This window comes from Leucobacter sp. NPDC058333 (assembly GCF_042726155.1).
Classification (GTDB): Bacteria; Actinomycetota; Actinomycetes; order Actinomycetales; family Microbacteriaceae; genus Leucobacter.
Genome location: NZ_JBHXHV010000003.1, coordinates 21,255 through 44,465 on the forward strand (window position 1 = coordinate 21,255; position 23,211 = coordinate 44,465).

The following is a 23,211-nucleotide window of genomic DNA, read 5'->3' on the forward strand; positions in this document are numbered from 1 at the left end:
GACCACTTTCATGCAAGGGATCGACATGACGAGCCAGATTCACGAGACTGCTGCCGAACGAGCGTTCGCGGAGCTCGACGCCTATCAGGCGCTCGAGGCCAAGCAGCAGCCGGTCTGGCCGGATCCCGAAGCGGTGACGTCGGCGAGGCGCGAGCTTGAATCGCAGCCGCCGCTCGTGTTCGCCGGTGAAGCCGATCAACTGCGCGCGCGACTCGCTGCTGCCGCGCGCGGCGAGGCCTTCCTGCTGCAGGGGGGCGATTGTGCCGAGACGTTCACGGCCGCGACCGCCGACAAGATTCGCGACCGCGTGAAGACGCTGCTGCAGATGGCTGTGGTGCTGACCTACGGTGCCTCGATGCCCGTGATCAAGGTCGGCCGCATGGCCGGGCAGTTCGCCAAGCCTCGGTCAAGCAACGATGAGACGCGCGACGGAGTGACGCTCCCGGCGTACCGCGGCGACCTCGTCAATGGCTACGACTTTACGACCGAAACGCGCACGGCTGACCCGTCGCGCCTGGTGCAGGGCTACCACGTGTCTGCGTCGACCCTCAACCTCATTCGTGCGTTCACGCAGGGCGGCTTCGCCGATCTGCGTCAGGTGCACGCCTGGAATCAGGGCTTCGTCTCGAACCCCGCGAACCAGCGCTACGAATCGCTCGCGGGCGAAATCGATCGTGCTCTGAAGTTCATGGCTGCCTGCGGCGTCGATAACGCGGCGCTGACGCAGACCGAGTTCTACGTCAGCCACGAGGCGCTGCTGCTCGACTACGAGCGTCCGCTCACGCGAGTCGATTCGCGGACGGGTGAGCTGTACGACACCTCGGGGCACATGCTCTGGATCGGCGAGCGCACCCGTGATCTCGACGGCGCACACGTCGAGTTCCTGTCGCACGTGCGCAATCCGATCGGCGTGAAGCTCGGCCCCACGGCTTCCGTCGACGACGCGCTCCGCCTCATTGACAAGCTCGACCCCGAGCGCGAGCCGGGCCGCCTGACGTTCATTACGCGGATGGGCGCGGGAAAGATTCGCGACGTGTTGCCCGGCCTGCTTGCCGGGGTGCGCGACGCAGGCGCGACGCCGCTCTGGGTCACTGACCCGATGCACGGCAATGGCATGACCACCGCAACCGGGTACAAGACGCGCCGCTTCGACGACGTCATGGACGAGCTGCGCGGCTTCTTCGAGGCGCACCGCGAGGTCGGCACGAACCCCGGAGGCATTCACATCGAGCTCACGGGCGACGACGTCACCGAGTGCCTCGGCGGCTCGGAGAACATCGATGAGGCAACGCTCGCAACGCGTTACGAATCGGTCTGCGACCCGCGACTGAACCACATGCAGTCGCTGGAGCTCGCGTTCCAGGTCGCCGAGGAGCTCAAGAAGATCTCATAGTGGCGCTTGCGGGCCGCTCAAGCGCGGCCCGCGGGCCCACCTGCCTGTGGGGCAGCTCGCGCGACTGCATCGCGGGAGTTGCCCCACGGCTCGTTAGAGCGATATTGTGCTGCGTACCCTGATCTCGGTGCCAGCCGGAACCTCTTGCCCGGCGGCGGGATCTGTTCCAGTGGCCTTCGCGAAGCTGCGGAGTGCGTCGGGCACGAGCGTCGTCGGGGTAAACCCAGCGGCGGTCAGCGTGTCCATTGCCTCCTGCAAGCCCATATTCGCGACATCGGGCACGGGGAAGAGCTCTGGTCCGAGGGATATCTCGAGGCCGACGGTATCGCCCGGACGCATCGGATCACTCTGCGGCAGCATCGCAATGACCGAGCCCTTCTCAACGTCATCGCTGTGCGACTCGCTTCCGAGTGATGGATCGACGGTCAGCGAGCTGTCGGCGAGGCGCTTCGTGGCAGCGTCGGCTGTGAGCCCGACTACGTCTGGCACGGCGCCCGCCGACACGATGAGGTCGACAGTGCCCTGTTCCGGGTAGGTGTCGCCGAGCGCGTCGCCGTTGCTGCCAAGCGCCGCGAGCACGGTGTCGGGCTGGTCGTCGGAGAAGCGCTTCTCAACCACGTCGCCAACCGTGAAGCGAGCATGTGTGATTGCGGCTTTCGCATCGTCAAGCGACAGTCCGACCAGCGTCGGTACTGGCATCGCCTGCGGCCCCGTCGACTGGCAGAGCTGTACCGTCGTGCCACGGTCGACGCGTGTGCCTGGTTCTGGGTCTGTCTTCGATGCCTGCCCCGCGGGGAAGTCGAGGCTTGAGCACTCCGTGACAGCGGCGACCAGCGAACGCTCCTCGAGTGCGGCCTGTGCAGCAGCGATCTCTTGGCCAGCCACCTCTGGCACGCTGACCTGCGACCCGGGCCCCTGACCGAACCACCAGCCGAGCCCTCCGGCAGCGGCGATCAATACGATGACGACGAGCGCCACGAGCCGACCGCGGCGGCGGCGAACGCTCGCCGCGGTGCCGGCGCGATCGATCGAGGTCGCGGGCGGAGTGGTGGCTGGAGCGTCGCTGATCTCAGGGGCGACCGTTGTGGCCGAGGCGTCACCCGCACTCACAGCCCACTGCTGCGCGGGATCCAGCACCGACGTTGAGGGCGTGGGCTGGCCCTCGTCAGTCACGCGTGGAAGTACTCGTGTGGCGCCAGCGGGCGCTTCGCCGCGCGTGATCGCGCGAAGGGATGCGAGCGCCTCGCTTGCATCTCGGGGCCGGTCGTCGGGCTCGCGCCGCGTTGTCCACAGCACGAGATCGTCGAGCGCGGGGCTCGCCTCGCTACTCTTGAGCGACGGCGCGGGTACATCTGAGTGCGCGTGCTGATATGCGATCTGCATGGGCTGTTCGCCGACGAACGGCTGCGTTCCCGTCAGCATTTCGTAGAGCATGATGCCGAACGCGTAAATGTCGCTGCGCGCGTCGGCGACGCCGCGGGTGACCAGCTCGGGGGAGAGATAGGCGATGGTGCCGAGCAGCGCTTGGCCGGTAGTCGTGTTCGCGCTCACCGCCCGAGCCAGGCCGAAATCGCCGAGCTTGATGCGGCCGTCGTCGGCGAGCATCACATTTTCGGGCTTGAGGTCGCGGTGCACGATGTCGGCGCCGTGAGCAGCCGCGAGGCCGGCGAGTACCGCGTCACCGATCTCCAGGGACTGCTCGGCGGTGAGGTGTCGCTGCTGCTTCAACAGCTCTCGCAGTGTGATGCTCGGCAGGTACTCCATCACGAGGTACGTGCGGCCAAGGTCGTGCCCCTGGTCAAACACGTTCACCAGGTTCGGGTGCGACAGCCGCGCAGCGCTGCGCGCCTCCTGTTCAAAGCGACGGGTGAAGTTCTCGTCTTCCGCAAGGTGCTCGTGCATCACTTTGACGGCGACACGGCGCTCAAGGCGCAGATCGGTAGCGAGGTAGACCATGGCCATACCGCCACGGGCAATGCGCGACCGGATCGCGTATCGTCCGTCGAGCGTTTGCCCGATGAGCGGGTCTGTGGGCACAGTGGTCACCCCGAAAGTCTACGGAAGATTCAGTTCCCAGCCCGGGATGCGCGCCGAGTGTGGAGAGATTGCGCTCTCGCCAGGCCGCTGGCAGAGTGGACCCGTGCCAGAGAACACCTCCGCTGAGAGCAACCCGTTGAACACCGCACCGATGCTGAGCGTCGCCGAGCTAGTTGACCGCCTGGGCGTCACCCCCGGACGCGTGCATCGACTCATTGAGGATCACCACCTCGCGTCCGTGCGCGTGCAGGGATCGCTGCGAGTTCCCGCAGAGTTTCTGCAGGGTGATGAGCCGTTGCCTCCGCTGCGAGGAACGCTGCTCGCGCTCCACGATGCGGGGCTTACGGAAGAACAGGCCGTGGTCTGGATGTTGTCGCTGAATGATGAGCTGGGAGAGCGCCCGGTCGACATGCTGCAGCGTGGCCAGAAGAGCGCGGTGCGCCGCGCCACACAAGCACTCGCGTTCTAAGAGCAGTGCCCGATCGGCCTCGAGGGCGACGCTGGGCACCGCCAAAAGCGATTAGAAATCGCGGCGAGAGGCGCGATCCGCCAAGCGTGTGAGCGCGTCACTCGCGTCGCGCCGCAGCGGAGACCCGCTGAGAGACGAGATTGCGCGTTCGACATTCCGCGCGATCATCGCTTCGACCTGATCAACTGCGCCACTTTCGCGGATGGTGCGCTGCAAGATGGCGACCTGCTCGCCATCGAGATCGTTGCCGAGTAGGTCGTCGAAGATGCGTCGCTGCGTGTTGGGCAGGTTCTCGCGCGCAAGCGTCACGAGTACAGTTCGCTTGCCCTCAACGAGGTCGTCTCCGGTGGGCTTGCCGGTCACCGAAGCATCTCCGAAGACGCCGAGCAGGTCGTCGCGGAGCTGAAACGCGACCCCGATCGGCAGTCCGTAATTGCGCAGTGCCTGCTCTTGCTGATCGTCTGCGCCCGCGAGCGCTGCGCCAATAAGCAGGGGCGCTTCGACGCTGTACTTTGCCGATTTGTAGACGAGTACGCGTGTAGAGCGTTCGAGCTGGACGTCGTGCGCCGCGAACACCGGCTGTTGTTCTTCGAGCACGTCGAGATACTGGCCAAGCGCTACCTCGCTGCGCATGCGATTGAAGTGCGTGCGGGCCGACTGCGCCGCATCGGTGTCCGCGATTGCTGAGCATGCTGCGTGCATGAGCTCGTCTGCCCAAGACTGCAAAAGGTCGCCGAGCAAAATTGCTCCAGCGACACCGAAGTGCTCGGACGAACCCATCCACTGGCCATCGGCGTGGATACGTTCGAACGCGCGGTGCGTAGCCGGGCGCCCGCGGCGAGTGTCGGAGCGGTCGATGATGTCATCGTGAATGAGTGCCGCGGCGTGAAAGAACTCGAGTGCACAGGCGGCATCAAGCACCGCGTCACCCAAGCCCTCGACGCTGTCGGTGAGGTCAAGTTCACGCACCGACCGAAAACCAAGCACAGCGAACTGCGCGCGGAACCGCTTGCCTCCGGAGAGGAAGCGCTCGGCCTCGTCGAGCAGAGGCAGAATATCGGTGCCGAGCGGCTCAACCTGGCTGCGATGCTGATCGAGAATGTCGCTGATGCGCTCCTGTACGAGGCCTGCGAGTCGCGTCGTTTCTTCCACGCGCCTAGCCTACTCACGGCAACGGGTCGTAGACTGACGTGTATATAGTTTTCACTGAGCCGGGAGGTCGTCATGGCGCTGTCAGAACACGAACAGCGGTTGCTTGACGAGATGGAGCGCGGCTTCTACCAGAGCGAAGCAGACGTGATGCAGGCGGGTCCCTCGCAGCATCGCCGCCTCAATCTCCGGTCGCTGGTGCTCGGTATCGTTGTGGTCGTCATCGGTATCGGTGTGCTCGTCGCGGGCGTGGCCGCGCAGCAGCTGTGGCTGGGCCTCATCGCTTTCGCAGTGATGCTCGGCGGCGTCATGCTGATGCTGTCGCGTCGCTCCGCTGACACCCTCACCGTTGAAGACATCACGTCAGCCGGCTCAGATCCCAAGTCCTCTCGTGCACCGCGCGAATCATTTAGTGAGCGCATGGAGCGCCGCTGGGACCAGCGAATGGGTGGAGAGCGGTAACCCTCCCATCTACACCCCCTGAATAGACAGGCGTCGAGCGTTTCGCTCGGCGCCTTTTTTGTGCGCGTAGTTCACAGCGAATTCGCTTTACTGCACACCTTCGTGGGAGAGACGCAGTTTCACTTCAAACTCGCTCCACTTTGCTCCACCTGGGAGCCCACGGTGGTCATGGCGGGCTGAAATCCGCATCAACGCGGGGAAGTGGTGCACTGGGTCGGTCGCGCACTGAGGCGGCCAGGGCGCTGGCTCTCCCGATCGGACACGTCAATCGCTCCCGCAATCATGCGAAATGTGGCCGAAGCGGGAATAAAGTGGTGTCCGCGTCCAGTGAAGTGGAGGAAAGTGGAGTAAACTGGGATTCGGGGACGAGTCAGCGAAAGGAGGTCCCATTGTTTCTGGGCACCTTCACGCCGCGACTCGACGAAAAGGGTCGGCTGATCCTCCCCTCGAAGTTCCGTGACGAACTCGCCGACGGCCTCGTGATCACCCGCGGCCAGGAGCGCTGCCTCTACGTGTTCAGCGAGACCGAGTTCGCCGAGATGCACGACCGCGTGCGTCACGCTCCGCTCGCTTCGAAGCAGGCACGCAACTACCTCCGCGTTTTTCTTTCCGGGGCGCACCCCGAAACACCCGACAAGCAGAGCCGCATCACCATCCCGCAGAACCTCCGCGAATACGCGGGGCTCGACCGTGAACTCGCCGTCATTGGCGCTGGTTCGCGCGCGGAGATCTGGGATGCGGAAGCTTGGCAGACCTACCTGGCGGCGCAGGAAGCAGCGTTCTCCGAAATCGAGGAGGAGGTGATTCCGGGCATGTTCTAGCCCGGTATCCCTATGACACACGACAACTCACGCGATCCGAGCGCCCTGCACACGCCAGTGCTGCTCGAACGCTGCATCGAACTGCTCGCGCCGGTGGCGGAGGCGGTTGCCCTGGGCGAAACCCCGGTGATCGTTGATGCGACTCTCGGCATGGGGGGTCACAGCGAGGCGCTGCTTGAGCGGTTCCCGAATCTCACGATCATTGGTCTTGACCGCGATACCGAGGCGCTTGAACTCGCCGGATCGCGCCTGGCCCGCTTCGGCGACCGCGCCATTCGCGTGCACGCGGTCTACGACGACATCGAACGCGCCGTCACCGAGAGCGGTTTCTCGCGCATCGATGGTGTGCTCTTTGACCTCGGCGTGTCATCGTTGCAGCTCGACGAGGCAGACCGCGGATTTGCCTACGCGAAAGACGCGCCGCTCGACATGCGCATGGACCAGAGCAGCGGTGAGACGGCAGCGGATGTGATTGCGGTCGCACCCGAAGGGCGCCTGCGGGCCATCTTCGAGCGCTACGGCGAGGAACCGCTGGCCGGGCGATACGCTCGCGCTATTGTCGCCGCCCGCGCCGAGGAGCCAATTCTGCGCAGCGGTCAGCTCGTCGACGTGCTGCAAACGGCGACGCCGGCCGCCGTGCGCGATCAGCGGCACCCGGCCAAGCGCGTCTTTCAGGCCCTGCGTATCGAGGTCAACGCTGAGCTGGCCGTTCTTGAACGCGCGATTCCGGCGGCGCTCGATCTACTGAAGGTCGACGGCCGCGCCGTCATCATGTCGTACCAATCGCTCGAAGATCGCTTCGTGAAGCGTGAATTCGCGCGCCGCGTCGCTTCGACTGCCCCGGCTGGCTTGCCAGTCGAGCTTCCCGAGCACCGCCCCGAGTTCCGCCTGCTGACCCGCGGCGCCGAACTCGCTGACGATGCTGAACGCGCCCGCAATCCGCGGGCGATCCCTGTGCGGCTCCGCGCCGCCGAACGAGTGAGGGACGTGCGATGAGCACCACGCTTCCGATGAATTTTGACGCATCGGCGCTTCGGGGAGCGCCCGCGGGCCTGCCTGATGTCTCGCAGCCCGACCGTCACCTGCGCCCGGTCCCGAACGCGCGACCGGCGCAGCGCGCGAAGCGCAGCCCTCTGATGGGGGCGCTCATCGCGGTCGGCGTCGTACTCGCGATTTTCGCGACTCAGCTCGGGCTCAGCATCGCGATCTCGCAGGGCGCGTACGAGTCTCGCGCCCTCGAGGTCGAGCAGCGCGACCTCGGGCGCGTGGAACGTGTGCTGTCACAAAACGTCGACAAGCTCGCATCGCCTCAGAACCTCGCGGAAAATGCCGCGGCTCTCGGCATGGTGCAGAACTCGCGACCGGCGACACTGAGGCTCAGCGACGGCGCCGTGCTCGGCGCGTTGCAGTCGGAGACCACGGCAGCCTCGGGCAACCTGATTCCCAACGCGACCCTCGAGAGCATGCCCGTCGTCGACGCCGCTGGCCTGTTGGTGCCGCGGAACACCGGACAGGCCGCGGGGGCTCAGGCCGCAGACATGAAACCGCCGGTACGGTGGACGGGCAAGCTGCCGGCCCCCGACACGCACTAGGCGGCTGCGAAGCTCCGGGAGGAATCGGATGATCAGTTTGCGCGGCTCGTCGCTGCGCCGAGCTATCGCGCTCGGCATCATCATTATCGCCTCGATCGTCTTCCTGGTTCGGCTCGTTGATGTGCAGGTTGTGTCGGCCGCCGCGCTGAACGAGGACGCCAAAGACAAGCGCGCGGTGCCCGTCGCGATTCCGAGCGTGCGCGGCGACATCGTCGACCGCGACGGCGAGGTGCTCGCCACGACGGATGAGCGCTACGACGTGCAGCTCTCTCCGAAAAACACGAAGCTGAATAAGGGAGTCTTCTATCGAGCCGACCTCGACCGCGGGGTGGGAACTGTAGAGGTGACCGCGAAGCAGGCGTTCGGCGAGATCGGCGAGATCACCGGCCAGAGCGCCGAAGACATTCAAAAGCTGGTCGACGACGCGCTCGCAGACAATCCGAAGTCCGACTTCGCGTACGTCAAGCGCTCGATCGACCTGACTCAGCTCAACGCGCTGAAAGCGCTCGAGATCCCGTGGCTCACGTTCGAGAGCAAGCACACGCGCACATACCCGAACGGCGCCGTCGGCGGCAACATCATCGGCTTCTCCGGGCAAGACGACGTGCCGCAGGCCGGCGTTGAACTGTCGCAAGACACGTGCCTCACCGGCGTCGACGGCACCGAGACCTACGAGCGCAGCGAAGACGGCGTGCCACTTCCCGGCAGTGTCGTTGTCACGCGCAAGGTGAAAGACGGCGGCACCGTTGAACTCACCATCGACCGCGACCTGCAGTGGGAGGCGCAGCAGGCCATTAATCAGCAGGTGCAGTCTGTGGGCGCCGCCTACGGATACCTGACCGTGATAAACGCCAAGACCGGCGAACTCGTCGCCGTTGCCGAGGACGGTTCGGTCGACCCCAATGATGTGGACGCGTCTGACCCCGCCAAGCGCGAAGCGCGATCCTTCACATCGCCCTACGAGCCCGGCTCGACCTTCAAGACCATCACGGCATCTGCGCTCATTGATCAAGGGGTGTCGACGCCGCTGTCGCAGAATCTGACCCCCGATTACCTTGAGCCGGAGCCGGGCGTGCGGTTCGGTGACGCGTTCAACCACCCCGATATGCCGTGGACGCTCACGGGTATCCTCACCCAGTCGTCCAACGTCGGCACGTCGATGCTCGGCAACCAGCTCAGCCCCGAGGTTCGCTACGACTACCTGCGGAAGTTCGGCATCGGCACGGCGACGGAAGCTGGCATGCCCGCAGAAGATGCCGGCTTGCTGTACCCGCCGGACCAGTGGGACCGCCAGACCTCGTACAACACGATGTTCGGCCAGGGGCTGTCGTCAACGGTTGTGCAGACCGCTGGGGTCTACCAGACGATCGCGAATCAGGGTGTGCGCGTGCCGCCGAGCATCGTGAAAGACTGCGTTGCCGCCGACGGCACGAAAACGACTCCCGACCACGGCGACAAGGTGAAGGCCGTCTCGAAGGAGACCTCCGCAGAGGTCATGGCGATGCTCGAAACGGTGACCACCGAGGGTTGGTTCAAGGACCTCATCGCGATTCCCGGTTACCGCATCGCCGGGAAGACCGGTACCGCCGAGCAGGTCGACCCGGCGACCGGGCTCTATCGCACCGACTACGTGCACTCGTTCGCGGGGATCTTCCCGGCCGACGATCCCCAGTACGTCGCGGTAGCATCGATTGCGTTCCCGACGTCGGGAGATGGCGGCGTCGCAGCGCTCACCGCATTCCGGTCAGTCGCGGAAGCGACGATCCGCACATTCCACATACCGCCGTCCACGGGGGAGTTCCAGCCGCTCCCCACCGAATACTAAACACGCCCAGGAGGCCCACAGTCGTGAGTACCGGAGATGCCTTGAGCATTCGCCCGCACCAGCCCGTTCCCGTTCCGCTTGATGTGCTCGTCGAGCGGTTCGCAGTGCGCGCGGCCGCGGTTCCCCCGGGCCTGTCTGCCACCGGTGTGTCTCTGGACTCTCGCGATGTGCGCCCAGGAGATCTGTACTTCGGCGTGCCAGGTGCGAAGCGCCACGGCGCGGATTTCGCGGCGCAGGCGGCCGCGCTCGGCGCGGTTGCCATGCTGACCGATGCCGCCGGTGAACGGATCGCCGCAGAGGCGGGCGTTGCCCTTCCGGTACTCGTGTCTGAGAAGCACCCCCGCGAGATCCTCGGCGATGTCGCATCTGTCGTGTACGGCACCGCCGACTTCACCGCGAAGACGTTCGGAGTCACAGGGACGAACGGCAAGACGAGCATCGTTTACATCATCGCCGAGCTGCTGCGGGCCGCCGGCATCACCGCGGGGCTGAGCTCTACCGCCGAGCGCCGCATCGGCGACGAGGTGATTGTGAGCAACCTCACGAGCCCCGAGGCCTCAGAGTTGCACGGTCTGCTCGCGCGCATGGCCGAGGTCGGCGTTGAGGGTGTTGCCATCGAGGTCTCCGCTCAAGCGGTCGTGCGCCATCGTCTGGACGGTCTGCACTTCGACGTGGTGGCGTTCAACAACTTCTCGCAGGATCATCTCGACGAGTTCGGGGACCTCGAAACGTACTTCGCCGCGAAGCTCGCGTTGTTCGCGCCAGAGCACGCAGAGCGCGGTGTCGTCGTGGTTGATTCTTCCTGGGGTCAGCGCATTGCGCGCGAGTCGCGCATTCCCGTTACCCGTCTCGCAACGGAGTACGGGCAGGGCGCCGATTGGCACCTCGCAGTGACGCATCAGGGGCTCGACGGGGTATCGTTCGTGTTGCAGGGGCCCGCTGGCGCGCACTTCCGAGGCAGCGTTCCGCTGTTCGGCAAGTTCATGGCAGAGAACGCTGCGCTCTCGCTCATCATGCTGCACGAGGCCGGTATCTCTCTGGATCAGGTGTCGGCCGGGCTCGATCGCGGACGTATTCCGGTGTTCATTCCCGGACGGCTCGAGCAGATCACCGAGCCGGGCAGCGCTGGACCCCGCTTCTACGTCGATTACGGTCACACGCCCGGCGCATTTGAGGCGATGCTTGACGCTCTCGGCGAGGTCGCGCCCGGCAAGATCATTTTTATGTTTGGCGCCGACGGCGATCGCGACACGACGAAGCGTGAAGAAATGGGCAGGATCGCGGGGGCGGGTGCAGACACCGTCATTATTTGCGACTACCACCCGCGCTCAGAACCCCCGGAGGCGATTCGCGCGCAACTGCTCGCGGGCGCGCGCTCGGCCAACCACGCCGAGGTCATCGAGGAGGCAGACCCGCGCGCCGCGGTTCGCCGCGCTATTTCACTGGCGGGTCCCGGTGACGTTATTCTGTATGCCGGTCCCGGACACGAGGATCACCAAGAAGTCGCCGGACAGTTTCTTCCGTACTCGGCGCGTGACGAAGTGCGCGGTGCCCTCCGCGAGGCAGGATTGCTCCCGTGATTGCACTAACACTGGCCGAAATCGCGACCGCCATCCGCGGTCGCTTGATTCCTGGGGCCGACGGATCGGGGCCCGAGACGATTGTCGCTGGAGAGTCGCAGACGGACTCCCGCGAGGTCGCACCCGGCCAGATCTTCTTCGCTCGCGAAGGAGAAGAGACGGACGGCCACAACTTTGCCGACCGCGCGGTTGACGCCGGTGCCGCAGCGCTGGTCGTCGAGCGCAAGGTCGATGACCGCGTCGCGCAGATCGTTGTCGACGACAGCACTGTCGCGCTCGGTGCCCTCGCGACCGAGGTCGTTCGCCGTGTACGCGACGCGGGCAACCTGACGATCGTCGGAATCACCGGCTCGAACGGCAAGACAACCACGAAGAATCTCGTCGCCGCGATGGCGGAGCGTATCGGTGCCACCGTCGCTTCGGCAAAATCATTCAACAACGAGGTCGGCGGACCGCTGACGATGCTGCGGGTTGCAGCCGATACCCGCACGCTCGTCGCAGAGATGGGCGCGAGCGCCGAGGGCGAGATCGCCCGATTGACCGCGATGGCCCCGCCGCACATTGGCGTCGTGCTGACCGTAGGGCTCGCCCACGCCGGTGAGTTCGGCGGGATAGAGACCACGTTCCGCACGAAGAGCGAAATGGTGCGGGACTTACCCGAGACCGCTATTGCGGTACTGAACCGCGATGATCCGCGCGTGGCGAAGATGCAGGAGCTGACACGCGCCCAGGTGCACTGGTTCGGCCTGAGCGACTCGGCCGACGTGCGCGCCACCGACATCGAATCGTCGGCCACCGACACTCGCTTCACGATCCATGCAGATGGCGAATCGCTTCCCGTCAGCTTCCACGTGCTGGGCGAACACCACGTGATGAACGCTCTCGCCGCTGCCGCCATTGGCCGCGCGCTCGGGTTGCCGCTCAGCGAAATCGTCGAGACGCTCGAAGCCGCGACGCTCGCGGCCCCCGGCCGCATGGAGGTGCTGGGCGGTCGCGACGGCATCACCATCATTAACGATGCCTACAATGCGAGCCCCGATTCGATGAGCGCCGCGCTGCGGACTCTCGCCCAGATTCGCAAACCCAACGGCCGCTCGGTCGCCGTGCTTGGCGCAATGAGCGAACTCGGTGAGTATTCAATTGAAGAGCATCGTCGCATCGGCCTGCAGGCCGTGCGCCTGCGTATTTCCGAGCTCGTCGTAGTCGGGACCGAAGCCCGGCAGCTGCACATCAGCGCGATCAACGAGGGCGCCTGGGATGGCGAGAGTAAGTTCTTCGAGACCCAGGACGAAGCGTTCGAGTACCTGAGCGAGACCCTCCAGCCTGACGATACAGTGCTCGTGAAGTCGTCGAACGCCGCCGGTCTGCAACGACTCGGCGACCGGCTCGGGGAGGCGCACGCATGATCGCGCTGTTGATCGCGGGTGGCTTTTCGCTGCTGTACTCGCTGCTGCTGACGCCGCTCTTTGTGCGTGGCTTCAACCGTCTGCGGTGGGGGCAGCCCATTCGCGTCGACGGCCCGAAAGAGCACGAGGTGAAACGCGGCACCCCCACCATGGGTGGCCTGATCTTCCTTTCCGGTTCGGTCATTGCCTACTTCGTCGGCAAGCTCGTGATGGGGGAGCAGCCGTCGCCTTCGGCCCTCCTCGTCATTCTGATGGCTGTGGGCGCTGGCCTCGTCGGCTTCATCGACGACTTCATGAAGACCCGCCAGCAGGCCTCGGCCGGTCTCGGCGGCTGGGCGAAGATCGTCGGCCAGGTGGTCATCGCGGTGTCGTTCGCGCTGCTGGGTATCCAGTTCGCCAACGCGGCAGGTATCACGCCCGTGTCGACGCACATCTCGGTGTTCAGGGACCTCCCGTTCGATTTCATGACCTTCGGTCCGATCATCGGCATCGGCCTCGTTGTCATTTGGGTGATGGTCATCGTGACGGCCACGACGAACGCCGTCAACGTCACCGACGGCTTGGACGGCCTGGCGGCCGGCGCCGCAATCTTTGCGTTCGGCGCGTATCTCGTCATCGGATTCTGGCAGGCAGCGCAGAGCTGCGTCAGCACTGCGTCCGAGGCCGGCTGCTACGAGGTGCGTGATCCGATGGATCTCGCGGTGATTGCGGCGGCCTTCCTCGGCGGCGTCGGTGGGTTTCTGTGGTGGAACACCAACCCCGCTCACGTTTTCATGGGCGATACCGGTTCGATGGGTATCGGCGGCGCGATCGCCGCCCTCGCGATTCTCAGCCGCACCGAAGTTCTCCTCATTTTGATCGGCGGGCTCTTCATCATCGAGACCGGCTCTGTGATCGTGCAGCGGCTGTACTTCAAGGTCACGCATGGCAAGCGAATCTTCCTGATGAGTCCCATTCATCACCACTTCGAGCTCAAGGGTTGGGCCGAGGTCACTGTGGTGGTGCGGTTCTGGATTATTGCCGCACTCTTCGTGATTGCCGGTGTGGGTGCCTTCTACGGCGAATGGTTGCTGCAGCAGCCGTGATGGGAGCAGACGTGAACGGCACCGGCGCAGAGGCCGCAATTTACGCAAAGCTCGTCGCAGACCGTGTCGACGCGCTCACCAGTTGGCACCACGACTGGACTGGCCTGCGCGTCGCTGTGCTGGGACTCGGCGTCACCGGATTTTCTGTCGCCGACACGCTCGTGGAGCTGGGGTCACGGGTACGCGTGATTTACGGCGCGCCCGACGAGGAGCGTGAACAACTGCTCGACGTCATCGGCGCCGAGCGGTTCGCCGCGGCGGACAACGCAGCGCAACTCGCCGACCTCGAAGAGTTTGATCCTGAACTGGTCGTCGTCTCACCCGGATACCGGCCGGACCACCCACTCACCACGTGGGCCAAGGGGCGGGGCATCACGGTCTGGGGTGATATTGAGCTCGGATGGCGGTTGCGAGACAAGACGGGTCGGATCGCCGACTGGATCTGCATCACCGGCACCAACGGCAAGACCACGACGACGCAGCTCACCGCGCACATGCTGACCGCTGGCGGGTTGCGAGTGACGCCCGCAGGCAACATCGGCACACCGATTCTCGACGCGATGCGCGATCCGCAGGGGTACGACGCCGTCGTGGTCGAGCTGTCGAGTTTTCAGCTCGATCGACTGGGCGAGATCTCTCCGTATGCGAGCGCCTGCCTGAACATCGCAGATGACCATCTTGATTGGCACGGGAGCGCAGAAGCGTACCGTGCCGCGAAGGCGAAGGTGTACGAGCACACGCAGGTCGCGTGCGTCTATAACCGCGCCGACTCGGCCACCGAGCGAATGGTCGAGGAGGCTGATGTAGTCGAGGGCGCCCGTGCCATCAGCTTCGGTCTCGACACCCCGCCGCCGAGCGGATTCGGCATCGTCGAGGGAATCCTCGTCGACCGCGGCTTCCATGCTGAGCGGGGCACGGAAGCCTACGAACTCGTGACCGTCGACGAGCTCGCCGAGCGTGGTCTTGCGGCTCCGCACATGGTGCAAAATGTGCTCGCTGCCAGCGCCCTCGCGCGCTCGCGCGGCGTGGAGCCCGCAGAGATTGCCCGCGCGATTCTGAGCTTTCAGCCCGATCCGCACCGCGCCCAGTTGCTCGGCGACGTGCGTGGTCTCGTGTGGATCGACGACTCAAAGGCGACGAACGCGCACGCGGCTGACGCATCACTGCGAGCCATGCACGACGTGGTATGGATACTGGGTGGGCAGCTCAAGGGTGTCGACATTGACGAGCTCGTGCGCGCCCACGCCATCCGCCTGCGCGGCGCTGTCGTGATCGGGATCGACCGTGAGCCGGTGCTCGCTGCGCTCCGTGAACACCTCGGCGAGCGACCGGTGGTCGAGATCGACCACGCGGCCGTCGGGGTCGACGGAGTGATGCCCGCGGCAGTTGCCCGCGCCCTCGAAATCGGGCAGGCGGGCGACACCGTGCTGCTGTCGCCAGCGGCTGCGTCCCTCGACCAGTTCACGGGCTACGGTGACCGCGGCCGGCGCTTCCAGGCCGCCGTTCGAGAGCTGGAGTGATGGCTGCGCGCACAGGTGAACGCGAGCCAGGCAGGGCGCCCGTTCAGGCGTTGATTCGCCTGGGTGGCATGCTGCGCCCTGGCTCAGATCGCACGGTCGTCGCTCTCTACACCGTGACGCTGCTGCTCGTCGGCTTCGGCCTGATCATGGTGCTTTCGTCGTCGTCGATCACGTCGTATCTCGCTGACGAGGGGTTCTTTGGCGGCTTCTGGCGGCAGGTCATCTTCGCCGTCATCGGCATCCCGCTGATGCTCGTTGCCGCGGCGATGCCGGTGGCGTTCTGGAAGCGTTACGCCTGGGTGTTCTTCTTCGTTGGCATCGTGTTGCAGCTACTCGTGTTCACCCCGCTCGGCGTCGAAATTTACGGCAACCGCAACTGGATTCAGCTCGGATCTATTACGGCCCAGCCATCGGAGGCCTTGAAGCTCGCGCTCGTGGTGTGGGTGGGCGCCGTGCTGCAGCGCAAGGAGCCGCTGCTCGGGCAGATGCGTCACGAGCTCATCCCGATCATCATCCCTGGCTCGCTGATCGCGCTCGGCGTTGTGTTGCTCGGTCGCGACCTCGGCACCGTGCTCATCATGGCCGCCCTCGTGTTCGGCGCAATGTTCTTCGGGGGAATCAGTTGGAAGACCCTGGGCGTAACTGCGCTCGGGGCGGCCCTCGCCGTTGCATTCTTCGTGATTTCGAGCCCGAACCGAATGGCTCGCTTGCTCAGCCACGCTGGTGGTACCGATGACTACAGCGGCATCGACTGGCAAGCCACTCATGGCCTTTGGGCGCTCGCCGGCGGCGGTTTCTTCGGCGTGGGGCTCGGTAACTCGAAGGCGAAGTGGTCGTGGTTGCCCGCGGCCGACAATGACTACATCTTTGCGATCATTGGCGAGGAGCTTGGCCTCATTGGGGCAATGCTCGTCGTCGTGTTGTTCATCGTGCTCACCGTCGTCATGCTGCGCCTCATTACGCGCGCTCGCGATCGATTCGCGCGGGCGGTCGTCGGTGGCATTCTGGTCTGGATCGTGGGCCAGGCATTCGTGAACATCGGTGTGGTGGTGGGCGTGCTTCCGGTTCTCGGCGTCCCGCTGCCGCTCATCAGCTCGGGCGGCACTGCCCTCATCGCGTGTCTCGTCGCGATCGGCGTCGTCATTTCAATCGCGCGCGATGCGGCGAAGTATCAGGAAGAAATCGGACAGGCATGACGAACTACTTGCTCGCTGGCGGGGGAACCGCCGGCCATGTGAATCCACTGATCGCGCTGGCTGACCTGATCCGCCAAGAGGAGCCCGACGCGTCAATCGTTGTGCTCGGCACCCGTGAGGGGCTCGAGGCGCGCCTGGTGCCAGAACGCGGATACGAACTCGTGCACATTGAACGCTTGCCCTTCCCACGCAGGCCGAACCTCGCGGCACTCCGGTTTCCGGCGCGCTTCGCCCGGGCCGTGCGCCAGGGACGCACGTTAATTGTGGATCGGAACATCGACGTCGTCGTCGGCTTCGGAGGCTACGCCTCGGCTCCTGCCTATCGTGCAGGAGCGAAGCAGGGCATCCCCGTGGTGATTCATGAGGCGAACGCGAAGCCTGGCATGGCGAACCGTCTCGGGGCGCGGAGCACGCCGCACGTCGCCGTGACGTTCGCTGGCACCCCCATCGCGGGTGCCCGCGTGACCGGGATGCCGCTGCGTCCCGAAATCACCGGTCTAGATCGCGCAGCGCTACGCGCCGACGCACGCACGCACTTTGGGCTTGACCCGGCCCGCCGTACGCTGCTCGTCACTGGCGGATCGCTCGGAGCCCGCGCGCTCAACCGAGGTATTTCGGGCTCCGCCCGCGAACTCGTCGATGCGGGCCTGCAGGTGTTGCACGTCTGGGGAGGGCTCACCGAGCTCGAAGATCCGGGCGTGCCCGGATACATCGTCCTTCCCTACTGCGACCGGATGGATCTCGCGTTCGCAGCGTGCGATCTTGCGGTGTCTCGCGCTGGGTCAACGACGGTCAGCGAGCTTGCTGGTCTGGGCATTCCCGCAGTGCTCGTGCCGTACGCGGTAGGCAATGGGGAACAGCGGTTCAATGCCGCTGGAGTCGTGGAGGCGGGCGGCGCCGTGCTCGTTGCTGACCAGGATCTCACGCCGGAGTGGGTGCGCCAGACGCTCATTCCATTGCTCACCGATGATGCTCGCTTGCGTGACATGGGTGAACGAGCGCGGTCAGCTGGTTCGCTCGACGGGACCGAGCGACTGCTGGACTTTGTGCGGGAGGCGCTGCGGTAACTCGCGGTACGCTTGACTGTCGATTCGTGCTGAGGAGGCGCCATGATTTATCCCGATCTCGAACTGGAGATCCCCGAGGAACTCGGGCAGGTCCATTTCGTCGGTATCGGCGGCTCGGGCATGAGCGGTATCGCGCGCATGATGCACCAGGCCGGCGTGACAGTGACCGGCTCTGATCGCAGCGCAAACTACTCCACCGAAGCACTGACTGAGCTTGGTATTCGCGTCAGCATTGGGCACGACGCTGCCAACGTTGGTGACGCCGACACGCTCGTAGTGACCGGGGCACTCTGGACAGACAACCCGGAGTATCAGCTGGCACTCGAGCGCGGGTTGCCCGTGTTGCATCGCTCGCAGGCGCTCGCGTGGCTCGCCCGGGGCAAGCGTGTCGTCTCCGTCGCCGGGGCACACGGCAAGACAACGTCGACAGGCATGATCGTGACCGGACTGCTCGGGCTCGGTGCTGATCCGTCGTTCGTGAACGGCGGCATCATTGAGTCTCTCGGCGTGAGTTCGGGACCCGGGGCCGATGATCTCTTCGTGATCGAAGCGGACGAGTCTGACAAGTCTTTCTTGCTCTATGACACGGCGGTCGCGCTCGTCACGAACGTCGACCCCGAACACCTTGATTTCTACGGCTCGCGTGAGGCATTCATGGAGGCGTTCGTCGACTTCATGGCTGGTGCCCGTGAGCAGATTGTGATCTCTGTCGACGACCCCGGCGCGCGCGAGGTATTGGCGTCGCTGCGGCAGCGCGGCGATCACGCACCGGTGCGCACCTTCGGGGTGGGCGCTGACGCAGACGTCCGCATCGTTGACATTGATGACTCCGGTCCCGTGCGGTTCGCCGTTGAGATCGACGGTGCGCGGTACGACGCGCAGCTTGCTGTGTACGGTACGCACAACGCGGTGAACGCCGTCGGCGCGCTCGCCGTGCTGACCGGCCTCGGATTCGAGCCAGCGGCCGCGCTGGCCGCAATCGCAGAGTTCGGCGGCACGAAGCGGCGCTTCGAGTTCCACGCCGAGGTAGGGGGAGTGCGCGTCTATGACGACTATGCGCATCATCCGACCGAGGTCGCGGCACTGCTCGACTCGGCGCGCGCGGTGGTCGGAGAGGGGCGACTCATTGCCATTCACCAACCGCACCTATACAGCCGGACGCGCATGTTTCATCGTGAGTTCGCGGAGGTGCTTGAACGGGGAGCCGATCACACTGTGGTGCTCGCCGTCGACGGTGCGCGTGAGGACCCCGTGCCCGAGGTGACCGGCGCGCTTGTGTCGAACGACTTTGTCGACGCCGATCACGTGGCGTACGTGCCTGAGTGGGAAGATGCCGCCGCGTATCTCGCGGGTATTGCCCGACCGGGTGACGTGATGGTGACGATGAGCTGCGGTACGGTGTATCGCATCATTCCGCAGGTGGTCGAAGCGCTGCGCGGCCGGTTCGAGCCAGAGGCGCGGTGAAACGCCCGAACGGTTTCGACCGGGGTGCTGAGCCGCCTCGCCCGGAGCCGGAGCCACTTCCGCGTGGCCAAAATGCGACGCCAGTCGGCGATCGAGGCGCGCAGGCAGCGGAGAACGCACTCGGCGACGACTCAGTGTGGCGTGCCCGGCTGAGCCGGGCGACGCGGCGCACGTCGCCTGCCGGGAGCACGGCAGACGGTGACGAGGCTGAGACCTTGGATGCGCAGCAGGCCGACGCAATTGACGACACAGCAGATGATGCCCCGCTTGCTCCGACGGTTGATCTGAGTGACGTGCGAGCAGCGCGCGGATCGAGCGTCGAGGGGGTCTCTCCCGCCGACGAGCACCCGACCGTCGACTTGAGTGCTCTTGAACAGCGAAAGTCTTCCGTGCTCGACCGCTTTCGAGGCGATGACGAAGATGCAGTGCGTGTCGCCGAGCGCCGCTTGGCGAAGGCGGCGAAGCAGCGGAAACAACAGGAGCGCCGTGAGCGGCGGAGATTCTCGGCTGAGTCTCGCGGGCGCAGACGGCAGTGGATCATTGTGATCTCGGCCGTTGCGGCGCTGATGCTGTTCGTCGGAGCTGGCGTGTTCACACCGCTCATGGCGGTGCGCGAGGTTCAGGTGGTTGGAGCGAAGAGCGTGGACGCCGCTGCTGTGCAGGCAGCGCTCAATCGGTTTGACGGGACGCCTCTTGCTCTCGTTGACGATGCTGAGGTGCACCGCGCACTTGAGCCGTTCCCTCTGATTCAGCGCTATGCCGTCGAGCGCGTGCCGCCGCACACGCTCGTGGTCAAGATTGAAGAGCGGGTGCCCGTGATCTCTGTGCCGGGAGCCGACGGCGTTTCGCTCTATGACGCAGCGGGTGTATTGCTCGGCTCCGTGAAGGATGCCCCCGCGGGGGTGCCGACCGGAGAAGGTGCGCTCACCGACCTGGGTTCCGCGGCGTTCCGATCCGCGTCCCGCGCGCTGCGTGACATGCCCGTTGATCTGCGCAAGCAGATCACCACCGCAACGGCGACGAGTGCGCAGGATGTCACCTTCACGCTTGACAGCGGCATTACCGTGCTCTGGGGGGAGGCGGACGACAGCCGACGAAAGGCCGTCGTGCTGCAATCGATTTTGACCTCCCTCGCAGGCCAGCCCATCACCCGCATTGATGTTTCGTCGACCGAGGCCCCGGTCTACGAGTAGCCGCGAGGCCGAAGTTCGCGTTCGCGCAGCGAACTTTCGCCCGCGTCGCGGCGTGTCTGGCCCGGCGATGCCCGTGCGCACCATACGGTTGGGCGCAGGAAATGTATACGGCAATACTAACTTTTAACTTGAACTAGAGGTTGAAGGTTAGGGGCGGAGGAACCACGTGTCAGCGAACCAGAACTACCTTGCAGTGATCAAGGTCGTCGGCGTCGGCGGCGGCGGCGTAAACGCCGTCAACCGCATGATTGAGCTCGGGTTGCGCGGTGTCGAATTCATCGCCGTCAATACCGATGCGCAGGCGTTGCTGCTCAGCGACGCTGACGTCAAGCTGGACGTGGGACGCGAACTGACCAGGGGCCTGGGCGCTGGCGCTGATCCCGAGGTCGGTCGCCGAGCTGCCGAAGATCACGCAGAAGAGATTGAAGAAGCCCTCGCTGGCGCGGATATGGTCTTCGTGACCGCGGGCGAGGGTGGCGGCACCGGCACCGGCGCTGCCCCTGTGGTGGCACGCATTGCAAAGTCGATCGGTGCGCTGACCATCGGCGTTGTGACCCGGCCGTTCAGCTTCGAGGGCAAGCGCCGCGCCGCACAGGCCGACTCGGGTGTGCACACCCTGCGCGAGGCCGTCGACACGCTCATCGTCGTTCCGAACGACCGCCTCCTCGATATCAGCGAGCCGGGCATCAGCATGATCGAGGCGTTTGCGGCAGCCGATCAGGTGTTGCTCGCGGGTGTTTCGGGTATCACTGACCTGATCACTACCCCCGGCCTCATTAACCTCGACTTTGCCGACGTGAAATCCGTGATGCAGGGCGCTGGAGCCGCGCTGATGGGCATTGGTTCCGCTCGCGGCGCCGATCGCGCCATCAAGGCAGCAGAGCTTGCTGTCGCGTCGCCGCTGCTCGAGGCCTCCGTCGAGGGCGCGCACGGCGTGCTGCTCTCGATCCAGGGTTCGTCAAACCTCGCGCTGAGTGAGATCTACGAGGCTTCGACCCTCGTGCAGGATGTCGTGCACCCAGAGGCAAACATCATCTTCGGTACCGTGATCGATGACACCCTCGGCGACGAGGTGCGCGTCACGGTGATCGCGGCCGGATTCGACGACGAGACCCCGGCTCCCGTGGTCTCGCCCGAGCGTGGCCGCCGCGGCAGCCACGTCGAGAGCCTCGACCAGGTTGCTGAGCCAGCGGCCGGAGCTGCTGCTGTCGGTGCCGGTGCGGCCGCTAATACGGGATCAGGCTACGGCGGATTCGGTTCGGCGAGCGAGGCAGGATCGAAGAACCCGGCTACCGGCCAGTTCGGCGAGGTGCTGTCGAACCCGCCCGTCGAGGCGCAGATTTCGGATCCCGCCTTCGACGGTGACGATGACGATGATCTCGACATTCCCGAATTCCTGAGGTAATTTCCGTGTCAGAGTCGCGCGAATCGAGTGCGTCAGTGGCGCCGGCGTATCCCGGGCTCGGTGAACGGCTCGAACTCGTGAAGTCCGGCGTTGCGGATGCGTGCCGCGATGCCGGTCGCAGCTCAACGGACGTCACCCTGATTGTCGTCACGAAGTTCCACCCCGCAAGCCTCGTCGCAGCTCTCGCTGAGCTCGGGGTGCGCGACGTGGGGGAGAACCGGCATCAGGAGGCGCAGCACAAGGCCGAGGAGCTGGCGGCGCTCGAGCTCAGGTGGCACTTTATCGGCCAGCTACAGACGAAGAAAGCTCGGCAGGCAGCTCGCTATTCGCACGCGATTCACTCGATTGATCGCGAGCGATTGGTCGACGCTATTGCCGACGTTGACAGACCGGTTGACGTGTTTCTGCAGGTCAACATGACCGACGATCCCGCCCGTGGTGGAGTTGCGCCCGCCGAGCTTGAGCGTCTCGCGGAACACGCGCTCGCCGCCCCCTCGCTGCGGTTGCGCGGCGTGATGGCGGTCGCGCCTCTCGAGGAACCGCCAGCCGCCGCCTTCGCTCGCTTAGCCACCTACTCTGACCGCGTCCGCGCGATCGCGCCGGACGCCGTCGCGATCTCCGCTGGCATGACCCACGACTACCGAGAAGCCATTGCTGCGGGCGCGACACACCTCAGAATCGGCAGCGCAATCACCGGGAAACGCCCGGAGCCCCGGTAGTCTCGAACCACCGCACCGTTGGGAGAAAACATGAGCAACCCGCTGAAGAAGACCATGGTGTTCCTGGGCCTCGCCGAGGAAGACCTCGACGCCCAGAACACCGAGTCGGCGCAGCCGGCAGCCCCGCGTGCTGCGCAGTCCGCACCGGCACCGAAGCCGGAAGCCGCGCGGGCAACCGCCCAGCGTGCACCGGTCACACCGTTGCGCCGGGTAACCCCGACGCGTCAGCCTTCGGCCCAGCCGATGAATGAGATTTTGACGGTACACCCAACCGCGTACTCTGACGCGCGGGTGATCGCTGAGAGTTTCCGTGACGGTATCCCCGTCATCGTGAATGTTTCTCGCATGACCGATAGCGACGCGAAGCGATTGATTGATTTCGCGAGCGGCCTCACCATGGGCCTGAACGGTCGTATCGAGCGCGTCACCAGCAAGGTATTCCTGCTGTCACCCGAGCACATCGAGTCGGGTAGCGATAACTCTCAGAAGAACGACAGCGGTTCGTTCTTCGTCGCTCCGTCGGCCTGAGTGTGGAGATCGTCGCAGCGATCGCCTTCATCCTCCGGCTGGCTCTCAGGATCTACACGTTTGTGCTCTGGGCCCGGTTCGTGCTCGACTGGATCACGGTGCTCAATCGGAATTTCCGCCCGCGGGGATTCTGGGCCGTTTTGGTGGAGTTCGTGTACACCATCACAGACCCTCCTATCCGTATGTTCCGTAAGGTTTTCCCGCCCATCCGGCTCGGGCAAGTCGCATTGGATCTTGGCTGGATGCTGACAATGATCGCCTGTTGGATCCTTATCGCGATATTGTCAGCGTGGTAACCGA

Annotated in this window: 21 protein-coding genes; 19 read left to right on the top strand and 2 right to left on the bottom strand. The window is 65.1% G+C overall.

Annotation, left to right across the window (positions count from 1 at the left end; all coding sequences use genetic code 11):
• Positions 1-25 precede the first annotated feature (25 nt).
• On the top strand, positions 26-1,393 hold the full coding sequence (locus tag ACFWHR_RS10575) for a class II 3-deoxy-7-phosphoheptulonate synthase (RefSeq protein WP_382448270.1): 1,368 nt from the start codon (positions 26-28) through the stop codon (positions 1,391-1,393).
• Between the two features lie 93 nt (positions 1,394-1,486).
• On the opposite strand, the gene pknB is transcribed toward ACFWHR_RS10575, so the two are convergent.
• On the bottom strand, positions 1,487-3,439 hold the full coding sequence (gene pknB, locus ACFWHR_RS10580) for a Stk1 family PASTA domain-containing Ser/Thr kinase (RefSeq protein WP_382448271.1): 1,953 nt from the start codon (positions 3,437-3,439) through the stop codon (positions 1,487-1,489).
• A gap of 94 nt (positions 3,440-3,533) precedes the next feature.
• Here pknB and ACFWHR_RS10585 point away from each other — a divergent pair, with 94 nt between their 5' ends.
• A complete protein-coding gene (locus ACFWHR_RS10585) occupies positions 3,534-3,899 on the top strand; it encodes an Rv2175c family DNA-binding protein (protein WP_382448272.1) in 366 nt (121 codons plus the stop codon).
• A 51-nt stretch (positions 3,900-3,950) separates the two neighbouring features.
• Here the strand turns inward: ACFWHR_RS10585 and ACFWHR_RS10590 are convergent, their stop codons facing one another.
• The gene (locus ACFWHR_RS10590) at positions 3,951-5,051 is read right to left on the bottom strand and encodes a polyprenyl synthetase family protein (protein ID WP_382448273.1); all 1,101 of its coding nucleotides are present in this window, start codon (positions 5,049-5,051) and stop codon (positions 3,951-3,953) included.
• Between the two features lie 72 nt (positions 5,052-5,123).
• Here ACFWHR_RS10590 and ACFWHR_RS10595 point away from each other — a divergent pair, with 72 nt between their 5' ends.
• The 17 genes from ACFWHR_RS10595 to ACFWHR_RS10675 all read left to right on the top strand — a co-directional run bounded on the left by ACFWHR_RS10595 (position 5,124) and on the right by ACFWHR_RS10675 (position 23,207).
• Positions 5,124-5,510 carry a DUF3040 domain-containing protein gene (locus ACFWHR_RS10595; protein WP_382448274.1) on the top strand — a complete coding sequence of 129 codons (387 nt, stop codon included), beginning with the start codon at positions 5,124-5,126 and terminating at the stop codon, positions 5,508-5,510.
• Positions 5,511-5,899: 389 nt separating this feature from the next.
• Positions 5,900-6,331: a division/cell wall cluster transcriptional repressor MraZ gene (gene mraZ, locus ACFWHR_RS10600; RefSeq protein WP_382448275.1), complete on the top strand. Its 432-nt coding sequence runs from the start codon at positions 5,900-5,902 to the stop codon at positions 6,329-6,331.
• 12 nt (positions 6,332-6,343) lie between these two features.
• Positions 6,344-7,327, top strand: coding sequence for a 16S rRNA (cytosine(1402)-N(4))-methyltransferase RsmH (gene rsmH, locus ACFWHR_RS10605; protein ID WP_382448276.1), 984 nt, complete (start codon positions 6,344-6,346; stop codon positions 7,325-7,327).
• Complete coding sequence (locus ACFWHR_RS10610; protein ID WP_382448277.1) at positions 7,324-7,923, top strand: hypothetical protein; 600 nt, start codon at positions 7,324-7,326, stop codon at positions 7,921-7,923. Before rsmH ends, ACFWHR_RS10610 begins: the two co-directional genes overlap by 4 nt.
• 28 nt (positions 7,924-7,951) lie before the next feature.
• The gene (locus ACFWHR_RS10615; RefSeq protein ID WP_382448278.1) at positions 7,952-9,748 is read left to right on the top strand and encodes a peptidoglycan D,D-transpeptidase FtsI family protein; all 1,797 of its coding nucleotides are present in this window, start codon (positions 7,952-7,954) and stop codon (positions 9,746-9,748) included.
• 23 nt (positions 9,749-9,771) lie between these two features.
• Complete coding sequence (locus ACFWHR_RS10620; protein WP_382448279.1) at positions 9,772-11,328, top strand: Mur ligase family protein; 1,557 nt, start codon at positions 9,772-9,774, stop codon at positions 11,326-11,328.
• Entirely contained in the window at positions 11,325-12,734 is a 1,410-nt protein-coding gene (murF, locus tag ACFWHR_RS10625; protein WP_382448280.1) for a UDP-N-acetylmuramoyl-tripeptide--D-alanyl-D-alanine ligase, read from the top strand. Before ACFWHR_RS10620 ends, murF begins: the two co-directional genes overlap by 4 nt.
• Positions 12,731-13,819, top strand: coding sequence for a phospho-N-acetylmuramoyl-pentapeptide-transferase (mraY, locus tag ACFWHR_RS10630; protein WP_382448281.1), 1,089 nt, complete (start codon positions 12,731-12,733; stop codon positions 13,817-13,819). The genes murF and mraY overlap by 4 nt, the downstream gene beginning before the upstream one ends.
• Positions 13,819-15,339, top strand: coding sequence for a UDP-N-acetylmuramoyl-L-alanine--D-glutamate ligase (gene murD, locus ACFWHR_RS10635; protein ID WP_382448702.1), 1,521 nt, complete (start codon positions 13,819-13,821; stop codon positions 15,337-15,339). The genes mraY and murD overlap by 1 nt, the downstream gene beginning before the upstream one ends.
• A gap of 68 nt (positions 15,340-15,407) precedes the next feature.
• Complete coding sequence (gene ftsW / locus ACFWHR_RS10640; RefSeq protein ID WP_382448282.1) at positions 15,408-16,535, top strand: putative lipid II flippase FtsW; 1,128 nt, start codon at positions 15,408-15,410, stop codon at positions 16,533-16,535.
• Positions 16,532-17,602, top strand: a complete 1,071-nt coding sequence (locus ACFWHR_RS10645) for a glycosyltransferase (protein ID WP_382448283.1) — start codon at positions 16,532-16,534, stop codon at positions 17,600-17,602. The genes ftsW and ACFWHR_RS10645 overlap by 4 nt, the downstream gene beginning before the upstream one ends.
• 42 nt (positions 17,603-17,644) lie before the next feature.
• Positions 17,645-19,066, top strand: coding sequence for a UDP-N-acetylmuramate--L-alanine ligase (gene murC, locus ACFWHR_RS10650; protein WP_382448284.1), 1,422 nt, complete (start codon positions 17,645-17,647; stop codon positions 19,064-19,066).
• A complete protein-coding gene (locus ACFWHR_RS10655; protein WP_382448285.1) occupies positions 19,063-20,259 on the top strand; it encodes an FtsQ-type POTRA domain-containing protein in 1,197 nt (398 codons plus the stop codon). Before murC ends, ACFWHR_RS10655 begins: the two co-directional genes overlap by 4 nt.
• A gap of 166 nt (positions 20,260-20,425) precedes the next feature.
• A complete protein-coding gene (ftsZ, locus tag ACFWHR_RS10660) occupies positions 20,426-21,664 on the top strand; it encodes a cell division protein FtsZ (protein WP_382448286.1) in 1,239 nt (412 codons plus the stop codon).
• Positions 21,665-21,669: 5 nt separating this feature from the next.
• On the top strand, positions 21,670-22,383 hold the full coding sequence (locus tag ACFWHR_RS10665) for a YggS family pyridoxal phosphate-dependent enzyme (protein WP_382448287.1): 714 nt from the start codon (positions 21,670-21,672) through the stop codon (positions 22,381-22,383).
• Positions 22,384-22,413: 30 nt separating this feature from the next.
• Positions 22,414-22,911, top strand: a complete 498-nt coding sequence (locus tag ACFWHR_RS10670; protein WP_382448288.1) for a cell division protein SepF — start codon at positions 22,414-22,416, stop codon at positions 22,909-22,911.
• Positions 22,912-22,913: 2 nt separating this feature from the next.
• Positions 22,914-23,207: a YggT family protein gene (locus ACFWHR_RS10675; protein ID WP_382448289.1), complete on the top strand. Its 294-nt coding sequence runs from the start codon at positions 22,914-22,916 to the stop codon at positions 23,205-23,207.
• Positions 23,208-23,211: the final 4 nt, after the last annotated feature.